Source organism: Alteromonas oceanisediminis, assembly GCF_018474025.1.
Lineage (GTDB): Bacteria > Pseudomonadota > Gammaproteobacteria > Enterobacterales > Alteromonadaceae > Alteromonas_E > Alteromonas_E oceanisediminis.
The window spans coordinates 12,985-33,770 of the sequence record NZ_JAHCTA010000005.1 but is presented as its reverse complement, the minus strand read 5'-3'; the positions used below and the strand labels follow the sequence as shown (position 1 = coordinate 33,770).

The 20,786-nt window shown below is 46.8% G+C and carries 20 protein-coding genes; 9 read left to right on the top strand and 11 right to left on the bottom strand.

Annotated elements, in window-relative coordinates; translation table 11 throughout:
- A complete protein-coding gene (locus KIU71_RS09670; RefSeq protein WP_214131081.1) occupies positions 1-1,323 on the top strand; it encodes a DUF2254 domain-containing protein in 1,323 nt (440 codons plus the stop codon).
- On the opposite strand, the gene KIU71_RS09665 is transcribed toward KIU71_RS09670, so the two are convergent.
- Complete coding sequence (locus KIU71_RS09665) at positions 1,320-1,661, bottom strand: BON domain-containing protein (RefSeq protein ID WP_214131080.1); 342 nt, start codon at positions 1,659-1,661, stop codon at positions 1,320-1,322. The two genes, KIU71_RS09670 and KIU71_RS09665, sit on opposite strands and share 4 nt — an antisense overlap.
- Complete coding sequence (locus KIU71_RS09660) at positions 1,648-2,742, bottom strand: DUF748 domain-containing protein (RefSeq protein WP_214131079.1); 1,095 nt, start codon at positions 2,740-2,742, stop codon at positions 1,648-1,650. Before KIU71_RS09660 ends, KIU71_RS09665 begins: the two co-directional genes overlap by 14 nt.
- Positions 2,743-3,024: 282 nt before the next feature.
- Between KIU71_RS09660 and KIU71_RS09655 the strand changes: the two genes are divergently transcribed.
- The 4 genes from KIU71_RS09655 to KIU71_RS09640 all read left to right on the top strand — a co-directional run bounded on the left by KIU71_RS09655 (position 3,025) and on the right by KIU71_RS09640 (position 5,884).
- On the top strand, positions 3,025-3,618 hold the full coding sequence (locus KIU71_RS09655; protein WP_214131078.1) for a CC0125/CC1285 family lipoprotein: 594 nt from the start codon (positions 3,025-3,027) through the stop codon (positions 3,616-3,618).
- Positions 3,619-3,629: 11 nt separating this feature from the next.
- On the top strand, positions 3,630-4,601 hold the full coding sequence (locus tag KIU71_RS09650) for a mechanosensitive ion channel family protein (protein ID WP_214131077.1): 972 nt from the start codon (positions 3,630-3,632) through the stop codon (positions 4,599-4,601).
- Positions 4,602-4,914: 313 nt separating this feature from the next.
- Positions 4,915-5,361, top strand: coding sequence for a PA2169 family four-helix-bundle protein (locus tag KIU71_RS09645; RefSeq protein ID WP_214131076.1), 447 nt, complete (start codon positions 4,915-4,917; stop codon positions 5,359-5,361).
- Between the two features lie 127 nt (positions 5,362-5,488).
- Positions 5,489-5,884: a hypothetical protein gene (locus KIU71_RS09640; protein ID WP_214131075.1), complete on the top strand. Its 396-nt coding sequence runs from the start codon at positions 5,489-5,491 to the stop codon at positions 5,882-5,884.
- Between the two features lie 467 nt (positions 5,885-6,351).
- Here the strand turns inward: KIU71_RS09640 and KIU71_RS09635 are convergent, their stop codons facing one another.
- Together KIU71_RS09635 and KIU71_RS09630 are read right to left on the bottom strand one after the other, a co-directional pair.
- On the bottom strand, positions 6,352-6,924 hold the full coding sequence (locus KIU71_RS09635; protein WP_214131074.1) for a BON domain-containing protein: 573 nt from the start codon (positions 6,922-6,924) through the stop codon (positions 6,352-6,354).
- A 157-nt stretch (positions 6,925-7,081) separates the two neighbouring features.
- The gene (locus tag KIU71_RS09630; RefSeq protein ID WP_214131073.1) at positions 7,082-8,149 is read right to left on the bottom strand and encodes a mechanosensitive ion channel family protein; all 1,068 of its coding nucleotides are present in this window, start codon (positions 8,147-8,149) and stop codon (positions 7,082-7,084) included.
- A gap of 245 nt (positions 8,150-8,394) precedes the next feature.
- On the opposite strand from KIU71_RS09630, the gene KIU71_RS09625 reads away from it, so the two are divergent.
- Complete coding sequence (locus KIU71_RS09625; RefSeq protein ID WP_214131072.1) at positions 8,395-8,565, top strand: hypothetical protein; 171 nt, start codon at positions 8,395-8,397, stop codon at positions 8,563-8,565.
- A 10-nt stretch (positions 8,566-8,575) separates the two neighbouring features.
- Here the strand turns inward: KIU71_RS09625 and KIU71_RS09620 are convergent, their stop codons facing one another.
- The 3 genes from KIU71_RS09620 to glyQ are packed head-to-tail and all read right to left on the bottom strand — an operon-like array spanning position 8,576 to position 12,058.
- Positions 8,576-9,058 (bottom strand): hypothetical protein, encoded by a 483-nt coding sequence (locus KIU71_RS09620; RefSeq protein WP_214131071.1) that lies wholly within the window; start codon positions 9,056-9,058, stop codon positions 8,576-8,578.
- Positions 9,059-9,074: 16 nt separating this feature from the next.
- Complete coding sequence (glyS, locus tag KIU71_RS09615) at positions 9,075-11,147, bottom strand: glycine--tRNA ligase subunit beta (protein ID WP_214131070.1); 2,073 nt, start codon at positions 11,145-11,147, stop codon at positions 9,075-9,077.
- Positions 11,148-11,152: 5 nt separating this feature from the next.
- Positions 11,153-12,058 carry a glycine--tRNA ligase subunit alpha gene (gene glyQ / locus KIU71_RS09610; protein WP_214131069.1) on the bottom strand — a complete coding sequence of 302 codons (906 nt, stop codon included), beginning with the start codon at positions 12,056-12,058 and terminating at the stop codon, positions 11,153-11,155.
- A gap of 107 nt (positions 12,059-12,165) precedes the next feature.
- On the opposite strand from glyQ, the gene KIU71_RS09605 reads away from it, so the two are divergent.
- The gene (locus KIU71_RS09605) at positions 12,166-12,762 is read left to right on the top strand and encodes a DNA-3-methyladenine glycosylase I (protein ID WP_214131068.1); all 597 of its coding nucleotides are present in this window, start codon (positions 12,166-12,168) and stop codon (positions 12,760-12,762) included.
- Here the strand turns inward: KIU71_RS09605 and KIU71_RS09600 are convergent.
- From KIU71_RS09600 to KIU71_RS09590, 3 genes are all read right to left on the bottom strand, one after another.
- Entirely contained in the window at positions 12,752-13,192 is a 441-nt protein-coding gene (locus tag KIU71_RS09600) for a DUF2489 domain-containing protein (protein WP_214131067.1), read from the bottom strand. The two genes, KIU71_RS09605 and KIU71_RS09600, sit on opposite strands and share 11 nt — an antisense overlap.
- Before the next feature lie 5 nt (positions 13,193-13,197).
- Positions 13,198-13,725, bottom strand: a complete 528-nt coding sequence (yihI, locus tag KIU71_RS09595) for a Der GTPase-activating protein YihI (protein ID WP_214131066.1) — start codon at positions 13,723-13,725, stop codon at positions 13,198-13,200.
- A gap of 466 nt (positions 13,726-14,191) precedes the next feature.
- Positions 14,192-14,827 carry a c-type cytochrome gene (locus tag KIU71_RS09590; RefSeq protein WP_214131065.1) on the bottom strand — a complete coding sequence of 212 codons (636 nt, stop codon included), beginning with the start codon at positions 14,825-14,827 and terminating at the stop codon, positions 14,192-14,194.
- Between the two features lie 172 nt (positions 14,828-14,999).
- Between KIU71_RS09590 and yihA the strand changes: the two genes are divergently transcribed.
- Positions 15,000-15,611 (top strand): ribosome biogenesis GTP-binding protein YihA/YsxC, encoded by a 612-nt coding sequence (gene yihA, locus KIU71_RS09585; protein WP_214131064.1) that lies wholly within the window; start codon positions 15,000-15,002, stop codon positions 15,609-15,611.
- A gap of 279 nt (positions 15,612-15,890) precedes the next feature.
- Here the strand turns inward: yihA and polA are convergent, their stop codons facing one another.
- The gene (gene polA / locus KIU71_RS09580; protein ID WP_214131063.1) at positions 15,891-18,656 is read right to left on the bottom strand and encodes a DNA polymerase I; all 2,766 of its coding nucleotides are present in this window, start codon (positions 18,654-18,656) and stop codon (positions 15,891-15,893) included.
- Between the two features lie 602 nt (positions 18,657-19,258).
- Here polA and KIU71_RS09575 point away from each other — a divergent pair.
- The gene (locus tag KIU71_RS09575) at positions 19,259-20,710 is read left to right on the top strand and encodes a TrkH family potassium uptake protein (RefSeq protein ID WP_214131062.1); all 1,452 of its coding nucleotides are present in this window, start codon (positions 19,259-19,261) and stop codon (positions 20,708-20,710) included.
- The last annotated feature ends 76 nt before the right edge of the window (positions 20,711-20,786 follow it).

The window sequence follows — 20,786 nt, the reverse complement described above, 5'->3', positions numbered from 1 at the left end:
ATGATAACCGGCCGGATTAAGGCTCAATTTGACAAAATCAAGGACGCTGTCAATTCCAGTTTCTGGTTTATTCCCAGCCTGTGTATCCTATTGGCTTTTATCACATTGGCAATCACTTATCAGTTTGACCATTCTGGCGCGTTGCGTGACTGGGTTTTGGTTAAATGGCTTTACACTATCGACCCTGTAGGCGCTCGAACAATATTGTCGACTATCGCTAGCGCGACGATTACGGTGACGAGCATCGCATTTTCAATGATTGTTGTTTCTTTAACGCTGGCTTCATCGCAGTTCGGGCCGCGCTTATTGCGCACCTTTATGCAAAATAGAAACACGCAATACGCGCTGGGCGTTTTTGTTGCCACCTTCGTGTATTGTTTAGCATTAATTCGGTTTGTAACCGTAGACGAGTCTAACCCTTTCATACCCGGGGCGGGGCTAACCGTAGCACTTTTGCTCACCTTAGTTTCAATTCTGATGCTGGTCTTTTTAATTCACCATGTCGCAATATCGATCCAAGCTGACAATGTGATACAACGCTGTTGGCTTTCTCTCCACAATGATATTGACAGGATGTTTCCGGCCGACAAAGCGCCGCGTGATACTCAATCGACTACGTTGGTATGGGAGTCATTGCCGAGAACGTCTGATCTTGTGTCTGACACCACTGGATTCGTTCAGGTCATAGACTATAACGGGCTATTAGAAGCGGCAATCGAATGCGGAGTAGGACTCTCTCTACATATTAAACCAGGCGATTATGTGTCAACCAAGTTACCCATCGCGACCGCACATTACGCGCATGAGGATCAGCAGCTACCGTCGTTGGCAGATTATATAGTGACAGGGCATTCCCGCACGCCAATTCAGGACCCGGAATTTGCCGTAAATCAGTTAGTTGAGATTGGGTTAAGAGCACTCTCACCGGGGATTAATGACCCGATCACTGCCATCACGTGTATCAAGCGATTGAGCAGTGCACTTACCCAACTGAGCGATAGGACTTTTCCCGACACATATCTTTGTGACGAGGAGGGGAGAGTACGCATTGAGCGCAAAGCCATTACCTATGCGGGTATGGTAGAAAGTGCATGCAATCAGTTGCGTCAGAACTGCATGCCCCATCCCAGCGTGATTATTGCCTTTCTTGAAATGCTTAACGCGGTCGTTAAGACCTGCGAACACGCCGACCGCATTGACCAGTTGCTTAAACAAGGCTCTGCGCTTGTCGAGCAAGTAACAGAGTGTCAGTTGCACGCCAGCGATGAGAAGGACATTCGCGCCCGGTACAATCGGCTAAAACAAAGTTGCAGCGAATATTAAGGCGTTATTGTCAATTCGTTATTTACGCGTACAACCCCGTCAATGTTTTCAATAAGGCGCTCGGCATACTCTTTCTCTTCTACAGAATCAATGTGACCCTTGAGCGTGACGATGCCGTCTTTACTGTAAACGTCGATGCTAAATCCGGTGGTTTCTGACGCGAGGAAAAGTTGTGCTTTGGCCAGCGAGATGATTTCACCATCCTGTATTGACGTTGCTACAGGAGTCGAATTAACACTGTTTTCATCCGCCGCTATGTCAAGTCGACCTGAAAACGCGACAGCGACACCTAGCCCGATCAGAACGATAATTGCCAGTACGTGTTTATGACTCATCATTGTCCTCGCTTTGTTGGGTAGGTTCGAATGTAATCACATCCTCAACTTTGAGCTGATAGGCTTGAACAAAAGCATTATAGAAAAGCCCAGAAATGGCTTGCGTAAACGACATTGACGGATCACTCAAGTCGCCGCTGATGGGAATGCGCGTGGCGACTAAGTCTTTATTGTTATTTTCAAACAGCGTAGCCAGAAGTGCGCTAATACCCTCAACAAAAAGCTGAAGTGGGTTGTCGCCGTCTTTCACAACATCTTCTTTCCATGAGAAAACCGTGAGATCGTACACACCCGCTTTAAAATAACCTTCTACTTTTCCGGAATTGCTTTTTAGCTCTGCTGCAAAATCAAATTCGCCAGCTTCGATATCAAACGGCGCATAAATCTTGATGATATTTTCAGTCATCGATGTTGGCACCCGGGCAATTTCCACATCAACATCGAACGTAGGGAGTTGAGTATTCGGATTGAGTGCGCCTTTAATATCGACCTTGGATGTACCCTCGACCGCGCCTGTAAACGCTAATTCCGTTAAAAGATCGGATTCCGCATCATTATGAAGATTGGTCACTTCACCATTCAGTTCATTTAGCATGATGCCACCGAAAAGGTTAGCGGAAATGGCGCTGAAGGCGATTTTTCCATCAATGACAGTCAGTTTTTCAACTGAGAACGGTGAAAGATCGTTTGCCAAACCAATCCATGTTTTTTCATCCAACACGGCCTCTTGAGTAATATCGGTCTCTCCACGCCGATCAAGTGCGGTTATCGTTGGCTGATGTAATGTTATTTGTGTGACCAGCTCACCGGCAAGCAGCTTCTGCCAGGATATACCGATGGTGAGATCTTTTGCTGCGAACAGTGGTAACGGACTTTCCGCACCTGCTTGTCGAATACTGATACCGCTAACCGTGTATGAACCGCGTATCAGCGCCAGTGAAACGTCGTCTACGTAACCCTCTATGCCGGGCTGGTCGGCAATGGCTTTATTCGCATACCATTTGGCAGCGTGAGGTGCTGCAATTCTGGCGCTCAATAAAACAATGGCCAGAACGACTAAACTGAGTACCCCTTTTGACGACATTATCACACCTAAAATCAATTGAACGGTAAGAAATGGTTGCAAGGACCAAACCAAATAAAGATGAGTTTCTCAAATTTTCCTGAAATCAACTGCTTAGCCGAAAACGGCAAAGCGATGAAGCGGTTGCATTGAGAGCGATACGCCCTTTATTACACGAATGGCTGTAAAAGCGACAATAAATATAAAGAGTTACTTAACAAGTGATTGATATGTAGTTAATTTCTCAGGGTATTATTCTTGCTTTACACCGTTAAAAGCGAAAACCAACCAAGGAAATTGGCGATGACAACAGGCATAAGCACGACATTTATCCGCTCTGTAACGGTAGGCTTTATACTACTGACGATGTGGGGTTGTTCAAATCAATACGCACTCCAAACACCCTCCAACTATGTCAAAGCAAGTAGCGACACCAGCGTAGGGTATTCCAGTGTGCAACTCACGCAAACCACACATCGGGTGATGTTTACCGCTTCACAGGTGACTGGACCGGTGAAAGTTCAGGAATATGCCATGCAGCGTGCGGCTGAAATCGCGAAGTCAGCAGGCTACTCTGCATTTACTATCTTCGACAGTGATGCGGTGTTGGAAAAACCGCAACGAGAGTTGCACAACGATGTATCAATTAATCGGAAAGTGCCACCAGAAACGCAATGTACCATGTCGGGGTGTACAGAAGTGGGCCAGTCTGATTCGATGATGACCCCGCAAACCTATGATTTGAACGGTGAGAGTGGGCTAATACATTATTCCATGGTGATACGACTGGGCGATGCTTCCGCTTTTTCACAGGCAGACATTGAGTACTTCCTTGTGGATAGCGTTTTAGCGGGTGAATTTGGGCCTGCTGTTAAACCCCGTCAAGCGAAGCCATAGGGAGTATTGGTTTGGAGTTTAAAGTCGTTGATAAATTCTGGTCGCTGATCAACGAAAAGCTGGAGTTGTGGATTGAACTGGGGATCAAACACCTTCCTAATATCGTTGTCGCTATTTTCATCGCCATACTGTTTGGCATCCTGTCGCGCCTTGGTGGGCGTGTCATTAAAAACTTGTTGCGTAAGAGTTTTGAATCTCAGCAAATTGCCGATCTACTGACCGCGATCCTCAAAGTATTAATTATCGCGATTGGTGTATTTATCGCACTGGAGTTTGTCGGGTTGACCGGAACTGTCACGTCTTTGCTCGCGGGCGCAGGTATTATAGGGCTTGCCATCGGGTTTGCCTTTCAGGATATGACCGAAAATCTGATTGCTGGGGTAGCGATGGGAATAAGAAAACCGTTTGAGCTCGGCGATGTTATCGAAGCTGATCATGTATTTGGTAACGTCAGAGCGATTAATCTTCGAAACACGCTGGTGGAAACGTTCTATGGGCAGATTGAGGTAGTGCCGAACAAGATTTTGTTCCGAAATATTCTGACCAACTACTCAACCACTGGGCGCCGCAAAATTGAAGTGCCTGTGGGTATTTCCTATGCGGATGATATCGAAAAAGCGGTGGAGGTGATTGTGGAGGCGCTGAATCAGAAGGATTATGTGATCCGCTCTGATGAAACAGCGGTGTACGCGAAAGAATTCGGCGACAGTAGCATTAATTTGCTCGTTTGGTTTTGGATAAAATACCCCGGTGACGTCGGATTCATGCAAGCAAGACACGATGCGGTTGTGGCAGTGAACAACGCACTAAAAGAGGCTGACATTCTTATCCCATTCCCCATCCGTACACTCGACTTTGGTGCAAAAGGCGGTGAAAAGCTCAATACAATGATTGGCTCTGGGCAAAACAAAGAGAGTCAATCGTCTAACAGAAGCGAGCAATCAGAGCAAGCTGACCAAGGTGAAGAAAGCGCCTCAGATTAGTCAGACCATGTACTCGTAAGTGCAATCACAAACCCGATGTTGGTCGCCACCATCATCGGGTCTTTTGATTTTGGATACCGTGTACACCTTGTAAGCTTTCTTGCAAAGGTTACAAACATTGCTCCCGTCGATGCTTGAAGCACCTAATAATTAAAAGGTGATTTTTTTAACTATCTGATATTTATAGAGATAATAAACGTCTGTGCAAACTGCCGGTTGGCGTGAAGTATGCAAACTCGTCAATGAGCATTGCTTCACTCTTTTCACACCAAGACAGAGCAATCATTTCTGAAATTTACGCAAGGAGTATATTATGTCGAAACAAGTACGTGATGTAGAAGACGTCGCAGAGATTATTAAAGTATTAAATGGTGGCATCGAATTCTATCAGGATGCACTCACTAAAATTGAGACTCCTAATGTTCGCAGCATGTTTAGCCGCATGATTGAAGAAAAGCAACAGGCTATAGCTTCTTTGCAGCCTTTTGCGATTGCTGAGAAAGGTGAGGTGGAAAGCGGTACCTCTACAGCCGTTGACCTTCGCAATATGTATACGAATGTGTTGGGCATGTTTTCTTCAGATAAAGCGCATACTTACGTTGATGAACTGGAAGAGGTCGAAGATAAAGTACTAGAAGTTATGGATAAAGCGCTGGAAGAAGACCAGCCAGCCGCTTGTGCTGCCGAACTTCGTCGCATCAGAGCTCGCATGCAGCAGTGCCATGATGAAATGAAAGCGTTACAGGAAGCAACATCATAACGCATCGCTAAGTGTTACCCTGTGATCAAACCTCCACCTGCCGGTGGAGGTTTTTTTTAACCTAAATGTATCTAAAGCGCTATAGTTACGAATGACAAGCTTGCTCGCCCTCAACCCGGAGAACTAAATGGCCAATTGGCGCGGTAAAGTAAGAATTTTTGTGCATGACAATATTGTGTTTGATATTCCCAGTCGATTGTTTACAGAAAAGGAGATAGAGCAGTGTCGTGCGCGTGTGCTGGAGGCGGCTGAGCCGCTAAACAAATGGGTTCTGTTGTCTATTCCAGATGAAAGTGTGGGCTTGACGCCACCGGCGTTAGCGAATCTTGAAGACTGCTACAAACGATTTTTCTCGCACGGTTGCAAAGGTATCTTGATCCTGACGCAAACGGCGTCTGCAAAAATAATCAAACATCACATGCAGCAGGCAAAGCTGGATAACTGTGTTTGCCATAATTCTATTGAGACCCTTATTCAACAGGCTGAAGACTGGCTAGACATGCCAGGTATTTTGACTGAGTAAAAACAGAAGCCGCCATGGCATTGAGTCGAAAAATGCGCGGGTGTTATCTACGAAGAATCGTCATCGTGGCGGATGCCACGATCGCCTTGGAACTCTGCAGATCCAGTAAAAACACTACATAGAACCGTCAACGTAAAGTGCTCGTGTGCTAGGTTCGCTTTGCTTTACTTAGGCGTGTTAGCAGCTCAATTCAACGTATCTATCAATGCATTAGGGAGGTTGCGGCCGTCGTCGCAATGACGCGTTTCTTCGAGCAACGTAGTGTCTGCTCATCGTCTATTTTAGCCTGTCAGGCAAGGCAAAAACTTACGGCGACAAGCGCGAGATTGGATATGTGTTAGTAAAGTTAAGTCACTCCACATAACCGTGCAATTGACTTAACAGAGCACTCTTTGTTGGACAACACCAGTGACTGAAGCACAAAAAAGGGGCGAATTTCGCCCCTAGTTTATTCCTCGAAAGAATGATTAACCGCGGTTAATCACTTTCAGGTTATTTTTGACGTTTTTAACGTCTGACGCATTCTTAGCAATCTGAACCGCTAAATCTTCCTGTGCATCAGAGTCTACATTACCAGTGAGCGTTACTTCACCATTCTCAACGTCAACATCAATATCCATTCCAGAAATATCTGAGTCAAACAGTAAGCGCGTTTTAACGACAGTCGCGATTTTAGCATCCGTTAACGCACTGTCATTTTCCTCATAGTCCTTATCCATTTCACGGTCGTCGTCCATCACAACAGTGAGTTTGTTGTCGACATCAGTGACACCGTCGATACCAACAATCAGCTCTTCAGCCAACTTCTTATCAACGTCGTTGTTCACTTTACCGGTTAGGATCACTTTACCGTTTTTCACATCTGTATTGATGTCAAAAGAATCAAGATTGCCGTTGAACAGTAATGTTGCTTCCGCTTTACCGTCAATCCATGCATCCATTGCAGTTGATTCCCAAGAATTTTTTTGCGTCTGTGTCGCCGCGCCAGCTGTTGCTGTTAGCGTACCTGCTACACATAGTGCTAATAATGAGCGTTTCATAGTGTATCTCCTTTTTTAACAATTCGAGGTAAGCTATGCGAGAGCTGTGCCACACTTTAACTCTATGAAAATAAAGGCTTTAACGGTGTGGATAAGAAAATAACACGGACATCTCAAAGCAACATTTACCGGTAAGGCTGAAAAAAACTCCCAGCATTTAAAGGATGTTGCCACCTTGTTCAGGGGATCGCGCACGGGCTGCTTGCTGACGGATGTCATGTGTGTCGCTACCTGTGCCGTCTAACTCATTGTTAAGCTGCGTATCTTGCTGTTGCATGGGTTTTGCCTCAGTTGCCTCCGGCGACGGTATCGCTGTCGCCGCTGACGTACTCGACCCACTCTGGGTGACTAAGTCGCTAGGGTCTGCAAGTTCAACCCGCAACGGGGCAGGGAAGATAACCTCACGCGCATCATCGGGCATGCTCACACCAGCTCGCTCTAAGGCTCTCATGACGGTTCTCATTAGCACTGATGATACTTTGACTAGCGAATGTTGCTCACTATTGATCCAGAAGTACACTTTAAGATTGACCGTGGAAGAGCCAAGCCCATCGACCAACACTTGTGGTTCCGGATCAGCAAGCACGGCAGGGTGGCTTGCGGTGACCTCCAGCGCGATACTCTGCGCATTGGCGATACCGGAGTCGTAGCCAATCCCAATCACAAAATGTCCGCGCATAAAGGGATTCGCCGTGAAGTTTTTCATCACGCTTTTGTAAACCGTGGCATTCGGGATCTGAATATGGTTACCGTCAAAATCGACTAAGGTCGTCGCTCGAGAGGTCACCTGATTGACCACACCTAAATGCCCGGAGACTTCAATCACATCGCCGAGTTTAAACGGTTTCTGTACACTCAGGAGCAGGCTGGAAATGAAATTTTCAGCAATGTCTTTAAAGGCGAAACCAACAACCAAACCGATCAATCCAGTACCACTAATGACGGCAACCGCAAATTGCGTGAGCCCCGCGAGGCGCAGGAACAGGTACACGCCGACAAGGATAATCATAAAACTGACCACACGCCGAGCCACTGTTCTGATCAGTTCACTTTGACTAATGTGACCAATAGGCCTGATTAATACTCGCGATAGTGGCCCAGAAAGGACAATGAAAAGCACAAGGAAAAGTACACCCATACCCAATGCTGGCAACTTGGCAATGACTAGCGCGAGAAACTCGTTAGCATCATTCATAAGCGAGGTCGAGATATTGGTGTCTTGCATAGCTCTCTCCAAATCAAAAACAATTCATGCTGTGCGCTATTAGGCGGTAAGAATATCCCACAGTAGGCAGTAATGACTCATACTTTTTCTACACCAGCATGGTTTCTCTATCTCAAAAAAACATCGCCTCCCTTGCCATAAAAAGGCTAGCAGAGCATTAATCACCGCTAGGCACGCTTTTCGCAACTCAATGTGTAATGACATCATCTAGCCCATATGTGGTGACCATAAGATTAGGAGATCGTATGAAAATTTCAATCATGATCATTGTGTTATTAGTCTCAGTAGGTGCACTGCTGAAACTCACCGGGGTTACCTCAATGAGCCCATTGTTAACCTTTATCGCAGCCTTTGGGTTATTTATGGTCATTGGTTTAGGGGCGCTGGTAGTCGCACGAAAACGTAACCGACAGTAAGTGCTGGGATCTAGCGTCTGGAAACGTTAAGCGTGATCGCTCCACTCTGGGTAGGTTCCACCCAAAACGTGTACCATCCGGTCGACTGCGGGGTGAACTGTAAATTGGCTGTCTCTGCGCCACAGTATAATGAATGCGTTGACGTTAACGTTATTATTTCTACTATATCTTGAGACCCGCAGCTGTTGGCGGGGGTCCAATCGGCGTCGGCAACCTTAAAATCATACGGTTGACCATCAGCAATCAGTTCGATCGTTACGCTGTAACCACCACGATAATCTTTCGTCAACCGATAGGCTGGCTCAGCTTCCCACCAGTTGAACACCCCCCGTAAGTAAAGCGACGAAACATCAACAGGCGCCTGCTTTTCAGCAATAATAGAGGGCAAACCACCGGTTGTGGTGCAACCCGCCAGAAAAACAGTGAGTAGCGCAACGGCGGTGCGGCTAAAAAGCCACAAGCTAGAAGCTGTGCGGCGTTTCAACAATAACATTAGCTTTCTTGACCCCTTAAATTGATAAACGGCTGATATCAGCAGTACACTCAAATACTGAGCGTAGCTCGCCAAGGAGTGCGATTCGATTATTGCGGATCTCCTCGTCATCAGCCATCACCATCACACTGTCGAAAAACGTATCAACCGGTTCTTTAAGCGAAGCCACCTCGGCGAGAACGTCTGCGTAGTGGCCAGCTTCCAATGGCTGACGAATGGCTGATTTGGTCGACTCGAGTGCCTTGTACAATGCAATCTCGGCAGGCTCAATCAACCTCGACTGAGACAACGTCAGTGGCACACCGTCTTGTACGTTCTTATTTAAAATATTGGCCGTGCGTTTGTGAGCAGCGGCTAAGGATTCAGCAGCGGGGTGCTGTTTAAACCCTGCCACAGCGTGGATCCTGTCATTAAAATCTGCAGGCTTAGTGGGCTGTTTCGCGGCGACGGCTTGAACCACGTCGACATCGATTTGCTGATCTTGATAGATTGCGTTGAACCGACCCAATACAAAGTCGAGTACCTGTTCCGTAACGTTATCGTTGGTTAACTTGCCGTCGAGTTGTTCTCTGGCAAATGATATTAAGTCGATCAAATCCAATCTGAGATTGTTGTCTACAATCGTCCGTAACACACCAATGGCAGCGCGGCGGAGCGCAAATGGATCCTTATCACCTTTGGGCAACTGGCCAATCCCAAAAATGCCAACGAGCGTATCTAATTTATCTGCCAGCGCAACGCTGATACTAATCGCATTGGTGGCAATGCTATCGCCCGCAAAGCGGGGTAGGTATTGCTCGAAAAGGGCATTGGCGACAAGCTCATGTTCACCGTCGTGGCGGGCATAATGCATACCCATTACTCCTTGCACATCGGGAAACTCCATCACCATATTGGTCATTAAGTCTGCCTTGGATAGTAGTCCTGCACGTCGGGCAAGTTCACTATCCGCATTCAGTTGGGCAGCAATATGCCCAGCGACTGCAGCGATGCGTTGTGATTTGTCGGCCAGCGTGCCCAATTGCTTTTGGAACAATACTGTGGAGAGCGATTCAATTCGCGATGCCAATGTAGTTTTTTTATCGGTATTGAAAAAGAATTCGGCATCAGCCAAACGTGGGCGAATAACTCGCTCGTTGCCTTCAATGACCTGCTCAGGCTGGGTACTATCGATATTTGCCACAAACAAAAAGGTTGAGGCGAGCTGCTCTTTGGCATCCAACAAGGGTACATACTTTTGGTCATCTTTCATTGTATAAATGAGCGCTTCTTTTGGCACTGCCAAAAAGCCTTTATCGAAACTTGCTTGCATAATCACCGGCCATTCGACCAGCGAGGCAATTTCGTCTAACAATGACTCAGAATAATTTGCCTTTAGCCCAAGTGTTGAAGCTTGCGCGTCAAGTTGTTCAGCAATACGTGTTCTGCGCGCCTCGAAATCAGCAAGTACATACTCACCTTCGAGCTGCTGAACGTAGCTGTCGGCGTGCGTAATGTTTACCGAACCGGAACCGTGAAAACGATGACCTTGGATGGTGGTACTAGAACGTTTCCCGAGCACCTCAATATCAATGAGTTCGTTACCATACATGGCCAGTACAGTATGCACTGGTCGAATAAACTGCGCCTCAGAATTTCCCCAGCGCATAGGCTTTTGAATGGGCAGCGCGTTCAGTGCTTTCTCAACCAGCGACTGAAGTTTAGCCTGTATCGATTCACCGGTTTGCTGCGCGTTATGTAAAAGCCATTCACCTTTGTCTGTTTTCAGACGCTGTGCTTGCTCTACCGTAATCCCGTTTGCATTTGCCCATCCCTGAGCGGCTCGCGTTGGATTACCATCTGAATCAAACGCTGCGGATACCGCGGGGCCGCGTTTCTCAATAACTTTGTCAGGTTGCGTCTCGCTGAGCGCTTTCACATGCAAAGCAAGACGACGAGGAGCGGCAAAATAATGTACAGAGGCAAATTCAAACTCGTCTTTCGCAAGAGCTGCAGATAAGCCTGCTTGAAATGCCTCAGCCAGACCTTTTAGCGCCTTTGGCGGCAGCTCTTCGGTACCAATCTCAATCAATAAATTCTCTTTGCGCATTGTATTTACTGCTCCTTCTTGCACAGAGGGAAACCGAGGGCTTCACGGCTTGCATAATATTGTTCCGCACAGGCTTTCGCCAAACTGCGAACGCGCAGAATATAGCGTTGGCGCTCTGTTACTGAGATAGCATGGCGAGCGTCGAGTAAATTAAACGCGTGGGATGCTTTCATCACTTGCTCATAGGCGGGTAATGCCAACCCTTTTTCAATCAGCAATTGACTGGCTTTTTCGCAACTATCGAAGGTCGCAAACAAGGTATCAACGTCAGCATATTCAAAGTTGTAAGTGGACTGCTCAACCTCGTTTTGATGAAACACATCGCCGTACGTAACTTTACCCATTGGGCCGTCAGTCCATACCAAATCATAAATGCTGTCAACGTCTTGAATGTACATAGCCAGACGTTCTAAGCCATAGGTGATTTCACCAGTGACGGGCTTACATTCCAATCCGCCGACTTGCTGAAAGTAGGTGAATTGTGTGACTTCCATACCATTTAGCCAGACTTCCCAGCCTAAGCCCCACGCTCCCAAAGTGGGTGATTCCCAGTTGTCTTCAACAAAGCGGATATCGTGCACCAGCGGATCGAAGCCAAGCATACTCAGTGAATCCAGGTACAACTGCTGAATATTATCAGGTGATGGTTTCAGCATGACTTGAAATTGATAATAGTGCTGAAGACGATTTGGGTTTTCACCGTAACGACCATCAGTGGGGCGGCGGCAAGGTTGAACGTAGGCGCTGCTGATAGGCTCAGGGCCTAAGGAACGTAAAAACGTCATTGGGTGAAACGTACCCGCCCCCACTTCCATATCAAGCGGTTGAATAATGACACACCCTTGGCGAGCCCAGTAATCTTGAAGTGCAAGGATCAGTCCTTGAAATGTTTTGATATCAAATGTGTGCATGCGACCAATACAGTTAATGGCTAAAAGGAATTAACGTGGCATAGTATACATTCTCAGCCGCACTGAATGTAGGCTTATCTTTAATCCTAATACTGAGAGCTTATCCGATGGAAACTAACGAGCAAACTACGCCGAAACGATGCGAGTGGGTAGGCAACCATGCCATCTACGAAGACTACCATGATCAACAGTGGGGGCGTCCAGTATTAGACAGCCAGCAGTTGTTTGCCAAGCTTTGCTTAGATGGGCAACAAGCCGGTTTGAGCTGGCTGACGATTTTGAAGAAACAGGCAAATTACGAAGCAGCATTCTTCAACTTTGATCCTGATAAAATCGTACAGATGACAGACGCCGATGTGGAAACTCAAATGCAAAATGCCGGCATCGTGCGTAATCGCTTAAAAATCCAGTCTATTATTAAGAATGCGCGTGCCTATTGCCAGCTCAGAGAACAACAGCCGTTCAGTGAGTTTATCTGGCAGTTCACGCAGGGCAAAACAGTGGTGAACGCATGGCAAGATATTGGACAAGTTCCTACGTCTACTGCTCAATCAGACGCCATGTCAAAAGCGCTGAAAAAAGCAGGCTTTAGCTTTGTTGGGACTACAATCTGTTACGCATTCATGCAGGCCGTCGGGATCGTCAATGACCATACGACTGATTGCCATTGCTATGCAGAGACCGCAGCGCTTGCTAGGCGCTGATATTTTTGAGTCGTGACACTTCCATCAACACTTTGCTTTCGTACTCAGACTCGATATTTTCTCGTTCGTTATCTTGGGTGCGGCGCTGCAGTTTGGTCAATGCATTGCGTGCGTCGTGTGTTGGAAAATGACTAATTTTTTCATACAACTCATACGTTGCCGGAAAGTCAGCTCGATAGTTAGGTTGAGGTGTCAGCGGCATCGCATCAAGCAGATTACAAATGCGGATAACGCCCTCTGAGAGATTGCACTGTTGCTGCTCCATCGCCAGTGCGATCGTCTGAATACTCTGTGTGATGTTGTCAATGCGTACTTGTCGGGCGGCCGTCTGACGAGTGGTTTGTTGCTTTAGTTGAAACAACAGCCGCCCAGCATAAAAACTTAAACCTACGACAATCAGCAGCGCACCAGCAATCAATAATTCAAGCATAAAACCTAGTCTTTGAAATCGTCTATGTGAATAGCGTCGAGTTGGCTATAAGGATCATCACTATCGGTTTCTACTTCATCATCCTCAGTTATACCAAGCAGATCACAGAGCACTTGATATCGCGCTAAACGCTCGTTTAACCACTGCTGATCAGCTTCACTTAATGGCGTTTCGTCTTCAAGTTGATCGAGCAACGCGTTAAACCGTTCATCACTTTCAAGCGCGGCTAACTCAGCGGCTGGCGTGGCAAACCGCTTTCGTGTCGGGGTCGGGCGTTTTTGCTTTGGATCAACGACCAATCGAATGGGCTTCTTACTGCCGATGCGTTTGTCTTGTGAGCCGCTATTGCGTGCCACAGGTTTATTGTCTGACTCTACATTATTTCGAGTACCTGGGGCATTGCCAGACTTTCGTTTCTGACGAGTGGCATGAGGATCCTCTTTCCCACCCTTAATTCTAGACGGGCGTTTATGGTCTGGCGACTTACGAGTTCCAATAAGGCCGACTTTTCGAGATTTTTTTACGCGAGGCATGATGTACAAATTGTTAGCAGATTAGGCCCTTATTATAACGGGCATTTACGTGCGCTGCATTAGAACCACATCATTTACTCGAAAATGGCAGTTAAAATCAAGTTGGAGGGCCTAGACTGTGTGGCAGCAGATCATGCAAACGTATTTGAAGCCGAAAAGAAAAAAAGGTGAGAGCATAAAGCTTTCACCTTGTTTGTGAGCGTCTGTCGACACTTCTCCCATTGTGCACATCATGTGCTTTATTCCATCCTGGCGCTCTTCTTTTTATTGATATTATCAGAGCGTTATATTGTTTAGGGTCTTCCTGACACTTTATTTTGTCTTCCGATGTTTGTTACTGCAGATGACACTCAGCTTGTTTTTTTTGTTATTCAGCGCGTCTGAACTGCTTTAACTGCAACTTAGAATACATCAAAAAAGTTTTATTACAACTTTTTTACATAAAAAATGCCAAATTTTTGACGACTTAATGTAATCCGCTCACATATTGAGACAATAATTCGATGTCTTCATCAGTTAATCGCTTAGCAATATCTCGCATCATGCCATTCATGTCGTTATGACGTGTTCCAGCGCGAAACATCTCAAGTTGTGATTTCGTGTAAGTTGCATGCTGCCCGCTGATATCTGGGAAGCCAGCTAACTCCATACCATTGCCGTGAGGCCCATGACACGCGATACACGCAGTAATTCCGCGCTCCTCGTCACCTCCGCGATAAAGTGCCGCACCGGGCTCAATAACGTCTTCAGGTGTTTCACCGGGTGTCATTTCCTGGCTTGCGTAATACGCGGCAAGATCTCGCATTGTCTGTTCCGACAGGCCTGCGGCCATGCCATTCATCACGGCATTGTTGCGGCCTTCTTCGCCACCTGTTTGTGATGCTAGTTTAAATTCGCTCAACTGCTTATAAAGGTAGTTTTCGTGTTGCCCCGCAATTTTCGGGTTCAAATCGATCAGACTATTTCCATCGACGCCATGGCACGCTGCGCAGACCGCTGATTGAGCCTTACCTGCTTCTGGGTCACCTGCGGTTCCTTCCTGTGCATAAGCAGAGGCTAGTCCCAGAAGTGCAATACTAAATAGCAAACCAAGTTTTTTCATAAATCATCTCTTCAACGAATAAATTGTTACCCTAAAAGCGTGATAACATTCACATTTTACACGTTTCACACCGTAGAAAAACCTATTCCCTCATAATTCGTGCAGATTTTATTGTGCACTTGGGCACAGGGCTTAGCGGGTGGCGCGCCTAACGGCACATTGCAGAGGCAATATGACATATTTTACGCAAGCAACATTTCACAAAAGTGCACCAGATATTAGCCATTTAGGCGAGGATTCTGGTATTGAAGTCGCTTTTGCGGGCCGTTCTAATGCCGGCAAGAGTAGTGCGCTTAACACGCTGACGCGGCAAAAAACACTCGCTCGCACCAGTAAAACACCCGGACGCACACAAATGATCAATGTGTTTGAACTGGAGGCCGGGAAGCGATTGATTGATTTACCCGGCTATGGCTATGCCAAAGTGCCCATTGATATGAAAAAGAAATGGCAGCGCGCACTGGGTGAGTACTTACAAAAGCGTGAATCGCTGAAGGGCCTGGTCGTGTTGATGGATATTCGCCATCCGTTTAAAGACCTTGATCAGGAATTAATTTACTGGGCTGTTGGGGCTAACATTCCAGTGCTCGCGTTGCTTACCAAGGCGGATAAACTTAAAAGCGGCAAGCGAAAAGAACAAGTGATGATGGCGCAGGAAGCATCGTTAGCATTTTGTGGCGATGTGACGGTTAAGGCATTTTCATCTTTGTCTAAGATTGGCCTGCCAGATCTTGAGCAGATGTTAGCTCACTGGCTACAGGTTGAATCTGGAGAGCGGGAATAAAAAAGCCCCACCATATAGGCGGGGCAACAGGACTTCAGAGAAAACACACAAAAACCGATAAGTCAGAGTGCGGCCTATCCGTAAAGTTCAAAGTTTTTTCAACAATTTCTTCAGGCATAAAAAAACCCCAGCAAACGCTGGGGTTAAAGCAAAGGCTGAAACACACGTTTAAAACCTCTGTACCCTACCTAGCAAAGGGTAATGGTCTTCCATCAAAATGCAAGCACTTTATGTAATAAAATTACCAAACAGTGATAAATTTACTTGTTGATGCATCTGCTAATGAGCTTCATCCCAGTTTTTTCCTTTACCTGCTTCGACTACAAGCGGCACAGAAAGGGAGGCGGCATTCTCCATGCAGTGTTTGATGTCTTCGATATAGCTTTCTACATTTTGTTCTTTTATTTCAAAAACAAGTTCATCATGTACTTGCATGATCATATAGACGGTGTCGGGTGTTTGCTTATCTAGCCATTCACTGACCGCTAACATGGCGAGTTTAATGATATCAGCTGCGGTACCTTGCATGGGGGCATTGATTGCCGCCCGTTCAGCGCCTTTACGGCGCGCGCCGTTGCTCGCTTTTATATCGGGTAAATAAAGACGGCGTCCGAACACTGTGCTCACGTAACCATCTTGCTTGGCGTTTTCTCGCGTCGCCTCCATATAGTTCAACACGCCGGGGTAACGCTCAAAATACTTATCCATGTAATGTTGCGCCTCGTGGCGAGGAACACCTAACTGCTTGGCAAGGCCGAACGCAGACATACCATAAATAAGTCCGAAATTTATCGCCTTGGCCGAGCGACGCTGCTCAGTACTGACTTCGTCCAAAGTGACGCCGAAAACCTCGGCCGCTGTTGCCGCGTGAATATCCTTACCCGTCGCAAATGCAGTTTGTAAACCGGCATCACCGGATAAATGCGCCATGATCCTAAGCTCAATTTGCGAATAGTCGGCAGCAACAATGGTAAAGCCCTCGCGTGCGACGAATGCTTGCCGAACTCGCCGACCCTCTTCAGTACGTATGGGAATGTTCTGTAGGTTCGGGTCGGTGGAAGAAAGGCGCCCAGTGGCCGTAACCGCCTGATGATAGGAAGTATGCACACGGCCAGTGCGATGATGTATCATTTTTGGCAATTTGTCGGTGTAAGTATTTTTCAGCTTACTTAAACCGCGGTACTCCATGATCATCTTTGGTAGCGGATACTCCAGTGCCAGTTCTTGCAGCACGTCTTCTGATGTCGACGGTGCTCCCTTGGGTGTTTTCTTCACCACCGGTAAGGCCATCTTTTCAAATAGAATATGTTGTAGTTGCTTGGTTGAGCCTAAGTTAAACGGCTCGCCAGCCTCATCGTGCACCGCTTGCTCCAACTCCATAATTCGCTGTGCCAATGCCTGTGACTGTTGAGCCAATTGCTGACTATCAATGAGTACTCCGGTTTGCTCCATTTTTGCCAAAACTGGGATGAGCGGCTGCTCAATCGTCTGATAGATAGATTTTACATCGTCGAGTGCTTCAAGTTGCGGCCAGAGGGCTTGGTGAAGTGCCAATGTGACCTCTGCATCTTCTGCGGCATAAGGCGCCGCTTGCTCCAATGCGATCTGGTTGAAGGTGAGTTGCTTGGCGCCCTTTCCGGCAATGTCCTCAAACGCGATGGTGGAGTGCCCCAGATGGGCAAGTGCTAACGCATCCATATTATGCCGGCTAGCCACGCTATTAAGCACATAAGACTCCAGCATAGTGTCATAAACCACACCGCGAAGCGAAATGCCGTAGTTTGCCAGTACATTGATGTCGTACTTGATATGTTGGCCAACTTTTTTCGGTGCGGGATCTTCTAATAGGGGCTTTAACTGGGCGAGCACTTTTTGTCGGTCAAGCTGGTCAGGTGCGCCTGCGTAATCGTGCCCCAGAGGCAAATAAGCAGCTTCTCCCACCTGGGTGCAAAATGACAAGCCGACTAATTCGGCTTGCATATAATCCACGTTAGTGGTTTCTGTGTCGATGGCATAAATGCTGGCTTCTTGAAGTTTAGCCACCCAGGCATCTAATGCTTCCTGAGTCAGTATCGTTTGATACTCGCCTTGAGAAAACGTAGTGTCGGATTGGGAGGATGCTGAGGAGGACGCGCTTTCGTCGATATTTTCCTCACCTGCCAGTTCGCTCGCGATTTGTCTCGACCAGGTTTTAAACTCGTATTCAGCGAACAGCTCAGCCAACGCTTGGGTGTTTTTCGTGGTTGGAGTTAGCGTTGTAGGCTCATAATCTAGTTTCAAGTCGAGCTTGATAGTGGCGAGTTGATAAGACAACTTTGCCTGTTCTTCAAAAGGCGCCATTTTCTTAGCTAAGGTTTTTGCTCCACGAAAATCAAGATCAGCAATTTTATCGAGGTTGGCATAAATAGCATCGATTCCGCCAATACCCTTCAACAAGCCCTGTGCGCTTTTGTCACCGATCCCAGGAACGCCTGGAATATTGTCTACTTTGTCGCCTTTTAGCGCGAGAAAATCAATGATGAGCTCCGGTGGCACGCCAAACTTTTCCTCTACGCCCGCCACATCCATCACTTGATTATTCATGGTATTGATCAACGTAACGTGCTTGTTCACCAACTGGGCCATATCTTTGTCACCGGTGCTGATGAGTGTGTCGATCCCCTGCTGTGATGCTTGATGCGCGAGGGTACCAATCACATCATCTGCTTCAACGCTTGGCTCAACGATAATGGGTAAGCCCATGGCGCGGATAATATTGTGTAGGGGGTCAATTTGGCTGCGCAATTCGTCAGGCATGGGGGGGCGATTTGCTTTGTATTCTGTGTATATCTCATCGCGAAAAGTTTTCCCTTTCGCGTCAAATACCACCGCGATGTGAGAAGGGTTGTACTCATTCAAAAGACTTTTCAGCATATTGATCACGCCATAAATGGCACCGGTATCTTGCCCTTTCGAATTCGTTAGCGGCGGTAAGCCATGAAATGCCCTGAATAGATAGGAAGAGCCATCAATTAGAATGAGTGGTGGAGTTAAATCTGCAGACATCAGTCGTGTTCCCGAAAAAGAGTCTGCCTAGGATGCCATAATTGCTCAGACGAGACCACGGTGCCGCCAATTTTAAAGGTTGTGGATAAGTCTGTGACTAACCCTGTGATAAGCGCGGTGTACACACATTTCTGAACAGCGTGTCAGGAAGTTTAAGTTACTGAAAAATAGTGTAAATTTAACTATTTTTCGTGCAGTGCCTGCGAGAAAAGATAAAAAATAATGTTGTGGATAACAAAATAATGTTGATGGGTTTTTCACCAAACGGCAGCTAATCTACCATAAACTTGGCTCACGTAAACAATTAAATTTAATAAATTATTAACATTTTTCCTAAGTCTCGAATTCGATTAGGGTTTTATTTTTGAAAGGGATGCAGGGTACAAAATTGTCTTGTTGTATCGAGTTCTATGGACGGAACCTGAAGACATTGGCGTTGCTTACAACTAGCCTTTTTAAATCGTCCCTCGGCGCCGAAAAAACGTGCCTGATAAGTCAACGTGCCCTAGCCGCAAACCAAAATTCCAGAAAACACTTTATGTTTTCAGTGCTTATCACCATAATCAAAATTCTTTGCCACTCAAAGGTTGGTTTTTGTTTAGATGCAGTATCGGTCTATTGTCCGGATATTAGGATTACTCGTAGCGCTTTTTAGTGTCACGATGATCCCGCCTGCGCTGGTGTCACTAATGTACCAGGATGGTAGCGGGTTGCCATTCATTCTCGCCTTTATTCTATGCGTCATTACGGGGACTGCGTTTTGGTATCCTAATCGCGAATATCGAACCGATCTGCGCGCCAAAGAAGGTTTCTTGATTGTTGTACTCTTCTGGACAGTACTTGCTAGCTTTGGTGCCTTACCCTTTGTGCTGTTAGAGCAACCCCAAATGAGCTTGACTGATGCCTTCTTCGAGTCTTTTTCAGGGTTGACGACGACAGGTGCTACCGTAATAGAAGGGATTGAATACCTGCCCAAAGCTGTGCAATTTTATCGCCAGCAATTGCAGTGGCTGGGGGGAATGGGGATCATCGTTCTTGCGGTGGCTATTTTACCGATACTCGGCGTGGGCGGTATGCAACTCTATCGTGCAGAGACGCCGGGCCCGGTCAAGGACTCTAAAATGACGCCGCGCATTGCCGATACTGCCAAGCAACTATGGTACATCTATTTTGCGATTACATTTGCCTGTACGGTGGCTTATTGGGCGGCAGGGATGAGTTGGTTTGATGCCATTTGCCACGCGTTTTCAACCATCGCCATCGGCGGCTTCAGCACGTACGACGCCAGTCTAGGGTATTTCAATAGCCCACTCGTTAATATCGTTTGCGTGATATTTTTATGGATTGCTGCCCTGAATTTCTCATTGCATTTTGCAGCAGCTACGTCGCGGTCACTAAAAGGCTACTGGCGAGATCCTGAGTTTAAAGCTTTCTTTGCTATTCAGTTCACCTTGATCACTGTGTGTTTTCTTGTGCTGGTCAGTCACGAGTACTATGCCACCGCTGAAATAGCTTTGGATCAGGCGATGATTCAAGCGGTTTCGATCAGCACCACCGCAGGATTCGCGACGACATCGTTTGCTGAATGGCCCTCTTATTTGCCAATTATGCTGATATTCGCTAGCTTTATTGGCGGATGTGCAGGCTCTACGGGAGGAGGCCTGAAAGTCATACGCGTGTTCCTACTGTTCCTGCAAGGAAAACGCGAAGTGGATCGACTTATCCACCCCAAAGCTGTTTATGCAGTGAAGCTGGGTGACCGTTCTATGCCCGAGCGGGTCGTCGAAGCGGTATGGGGGTTTTTCTCTGCTTACGCGATTGTCTTCGTGGTTATTATGATTGGCCTTATCGCCACAGGACTTGATGATATCACGGCGTTTACAGCAACGGCGGCGACGTTAAATAACCTTGGCCCAGGTTTAGGCAGTGTCGCCGCCACCTACGCAGATGTCACCGATACTGGCAAGTGGTTACTCGTATTGGCAATGCTATTTGGGCGACTGGAAATTTTCTCACTGTTGGTGCTATTTTCGCCAACGTTCTGGCGCAGTTAACATGCATACAGACTCGTGTTTCGTGCTCGGCTGATTAAAAAATAGACAATCCTGAGGGGGGAGTCTAGACTAGGAG

Coding starts and splice junctions, on each gene's coding strand:
- glyS (WP_214131070.1), bottom strand. CDS start 11,147: ATGCGCAAAGAGAATTTATTGATTGAGATTGGTACCGAAGAGCTGCCG.
- KIU71_RS09635 (WP_214131074.1), bottom strand. CDS start 6,924: ATGAAACGCTCATTATTAGCACTATGTGTAGCAGGTACGCTAACAGCA.
- KIU71_RS09590 (WP_214131065.1), bottom strand. CDS start 14,827: ATGAAAAAACTTGGTTTGCTATTTAGTATTGCACTTCTGGGACTAGCC.
- KIU71_RS09600 (WP_214131067.1), bottom strand. CDS start 13,192: ATGCTTGAATTATTGATTGCTGGTGCGCTGCTGATTGTCGTAGGTTTA.
- KIU71_RS09630 (WP_214131073.1), bottom strand. CDS start 8,149: ATGCAAGACACCAATATCTCGACCTCGCTTATGAATGATGCTAACGAG.
- glyQ (WP_214131069.1), bottom strand. CDS start 12,058: ATGCACACATTTGATATCAAAACATTTCAAGGACTGATCCTTGCACTT.
- KIU71_RS09645 (WP_214131076.1), top strand. CDS start 4,915: ATGTCGAAACAAGTACGTGATGTAGAAGACGTCGCAGAGATTATTAAA.
- KIU71_RS09625 (WP_214131072.1), top strand. CDS start 8,395: ATGAAAATTTCAATCATGATCATTGTGTTATTAGTCTCAGTAGGTGCA.
- yihA (WP_214131064.1), top strand. CDS start 15,000: ATGACATATTTTACGCAAGCAACATTTCACAAAAGTGCACCAGATATT.
- KIU71_RS09620 (WP_214131071.1), bottom strand. CDS start 9,058: ATGTTATTGTTGAAACGCCGCACAGCTTCTAGCTTGTGGCTTTTTAGC.
- KIU71_RS09660 (WP_214131079.1), bottom strand. CDS start 2,742: ATGTCGTCAAAAGGGGTACTCAGTTTAGTCGTTCTGGCCATTGTTTTA.
- KIU71_RS09640 (WP_214131075.1), top strand. CDS start 5,489: ATGGCCAATTGGCGCGGTAAAGTAAGAATTTTTGTGCATGACAATATT.
- KIU71_RS09665 (WP_214131080.1), bottom strand. CDS start 1,661: ATGATGAGTCATAAACACGTACTGGCAATTATCGTTCTGATCGGGCTA.
- KIU71_RS09670 (WP_214131081.1), top strand. CDS start 1: ATGATAACCGGCCGGATTAAGGCTCAATTTGACAAAATCAAGGACGCT.
- KIU71_RS09575 (WP_214131062.1), top strand. CDS start 19,259: ATGCAGTATCGGTCTATTGTCCGGATATTAGGATTACTCGTAGCGCTT.
- polA (WP_214131063.1), bottom strand. CDS start 18,656: ATGTCTGCAGATTTAACTCCACCACTCATTCTAATTGATGGCTCTTCC.
- KIU71_RS09605 (WP_214131068.1), top strand. CDS start 12,166: ATGGAAACTAACGAGCAAACTACGCCGAAACGATGCGAGTGGGTAGGC.
- yihI (WP_214131066.1), bottom strand. CDS start 13,725: ATGCCTCGCGTAAAAAAATCTCGAAAAGTCGGCCTTATTGGAACTCGT.
- KIU71_RS09655 (WP_214131078.1), top strand. CDS start 3,025: ATGACAACAGGCATAAGCACGACATTTATCCGCTCTGTAACGGTAGGC.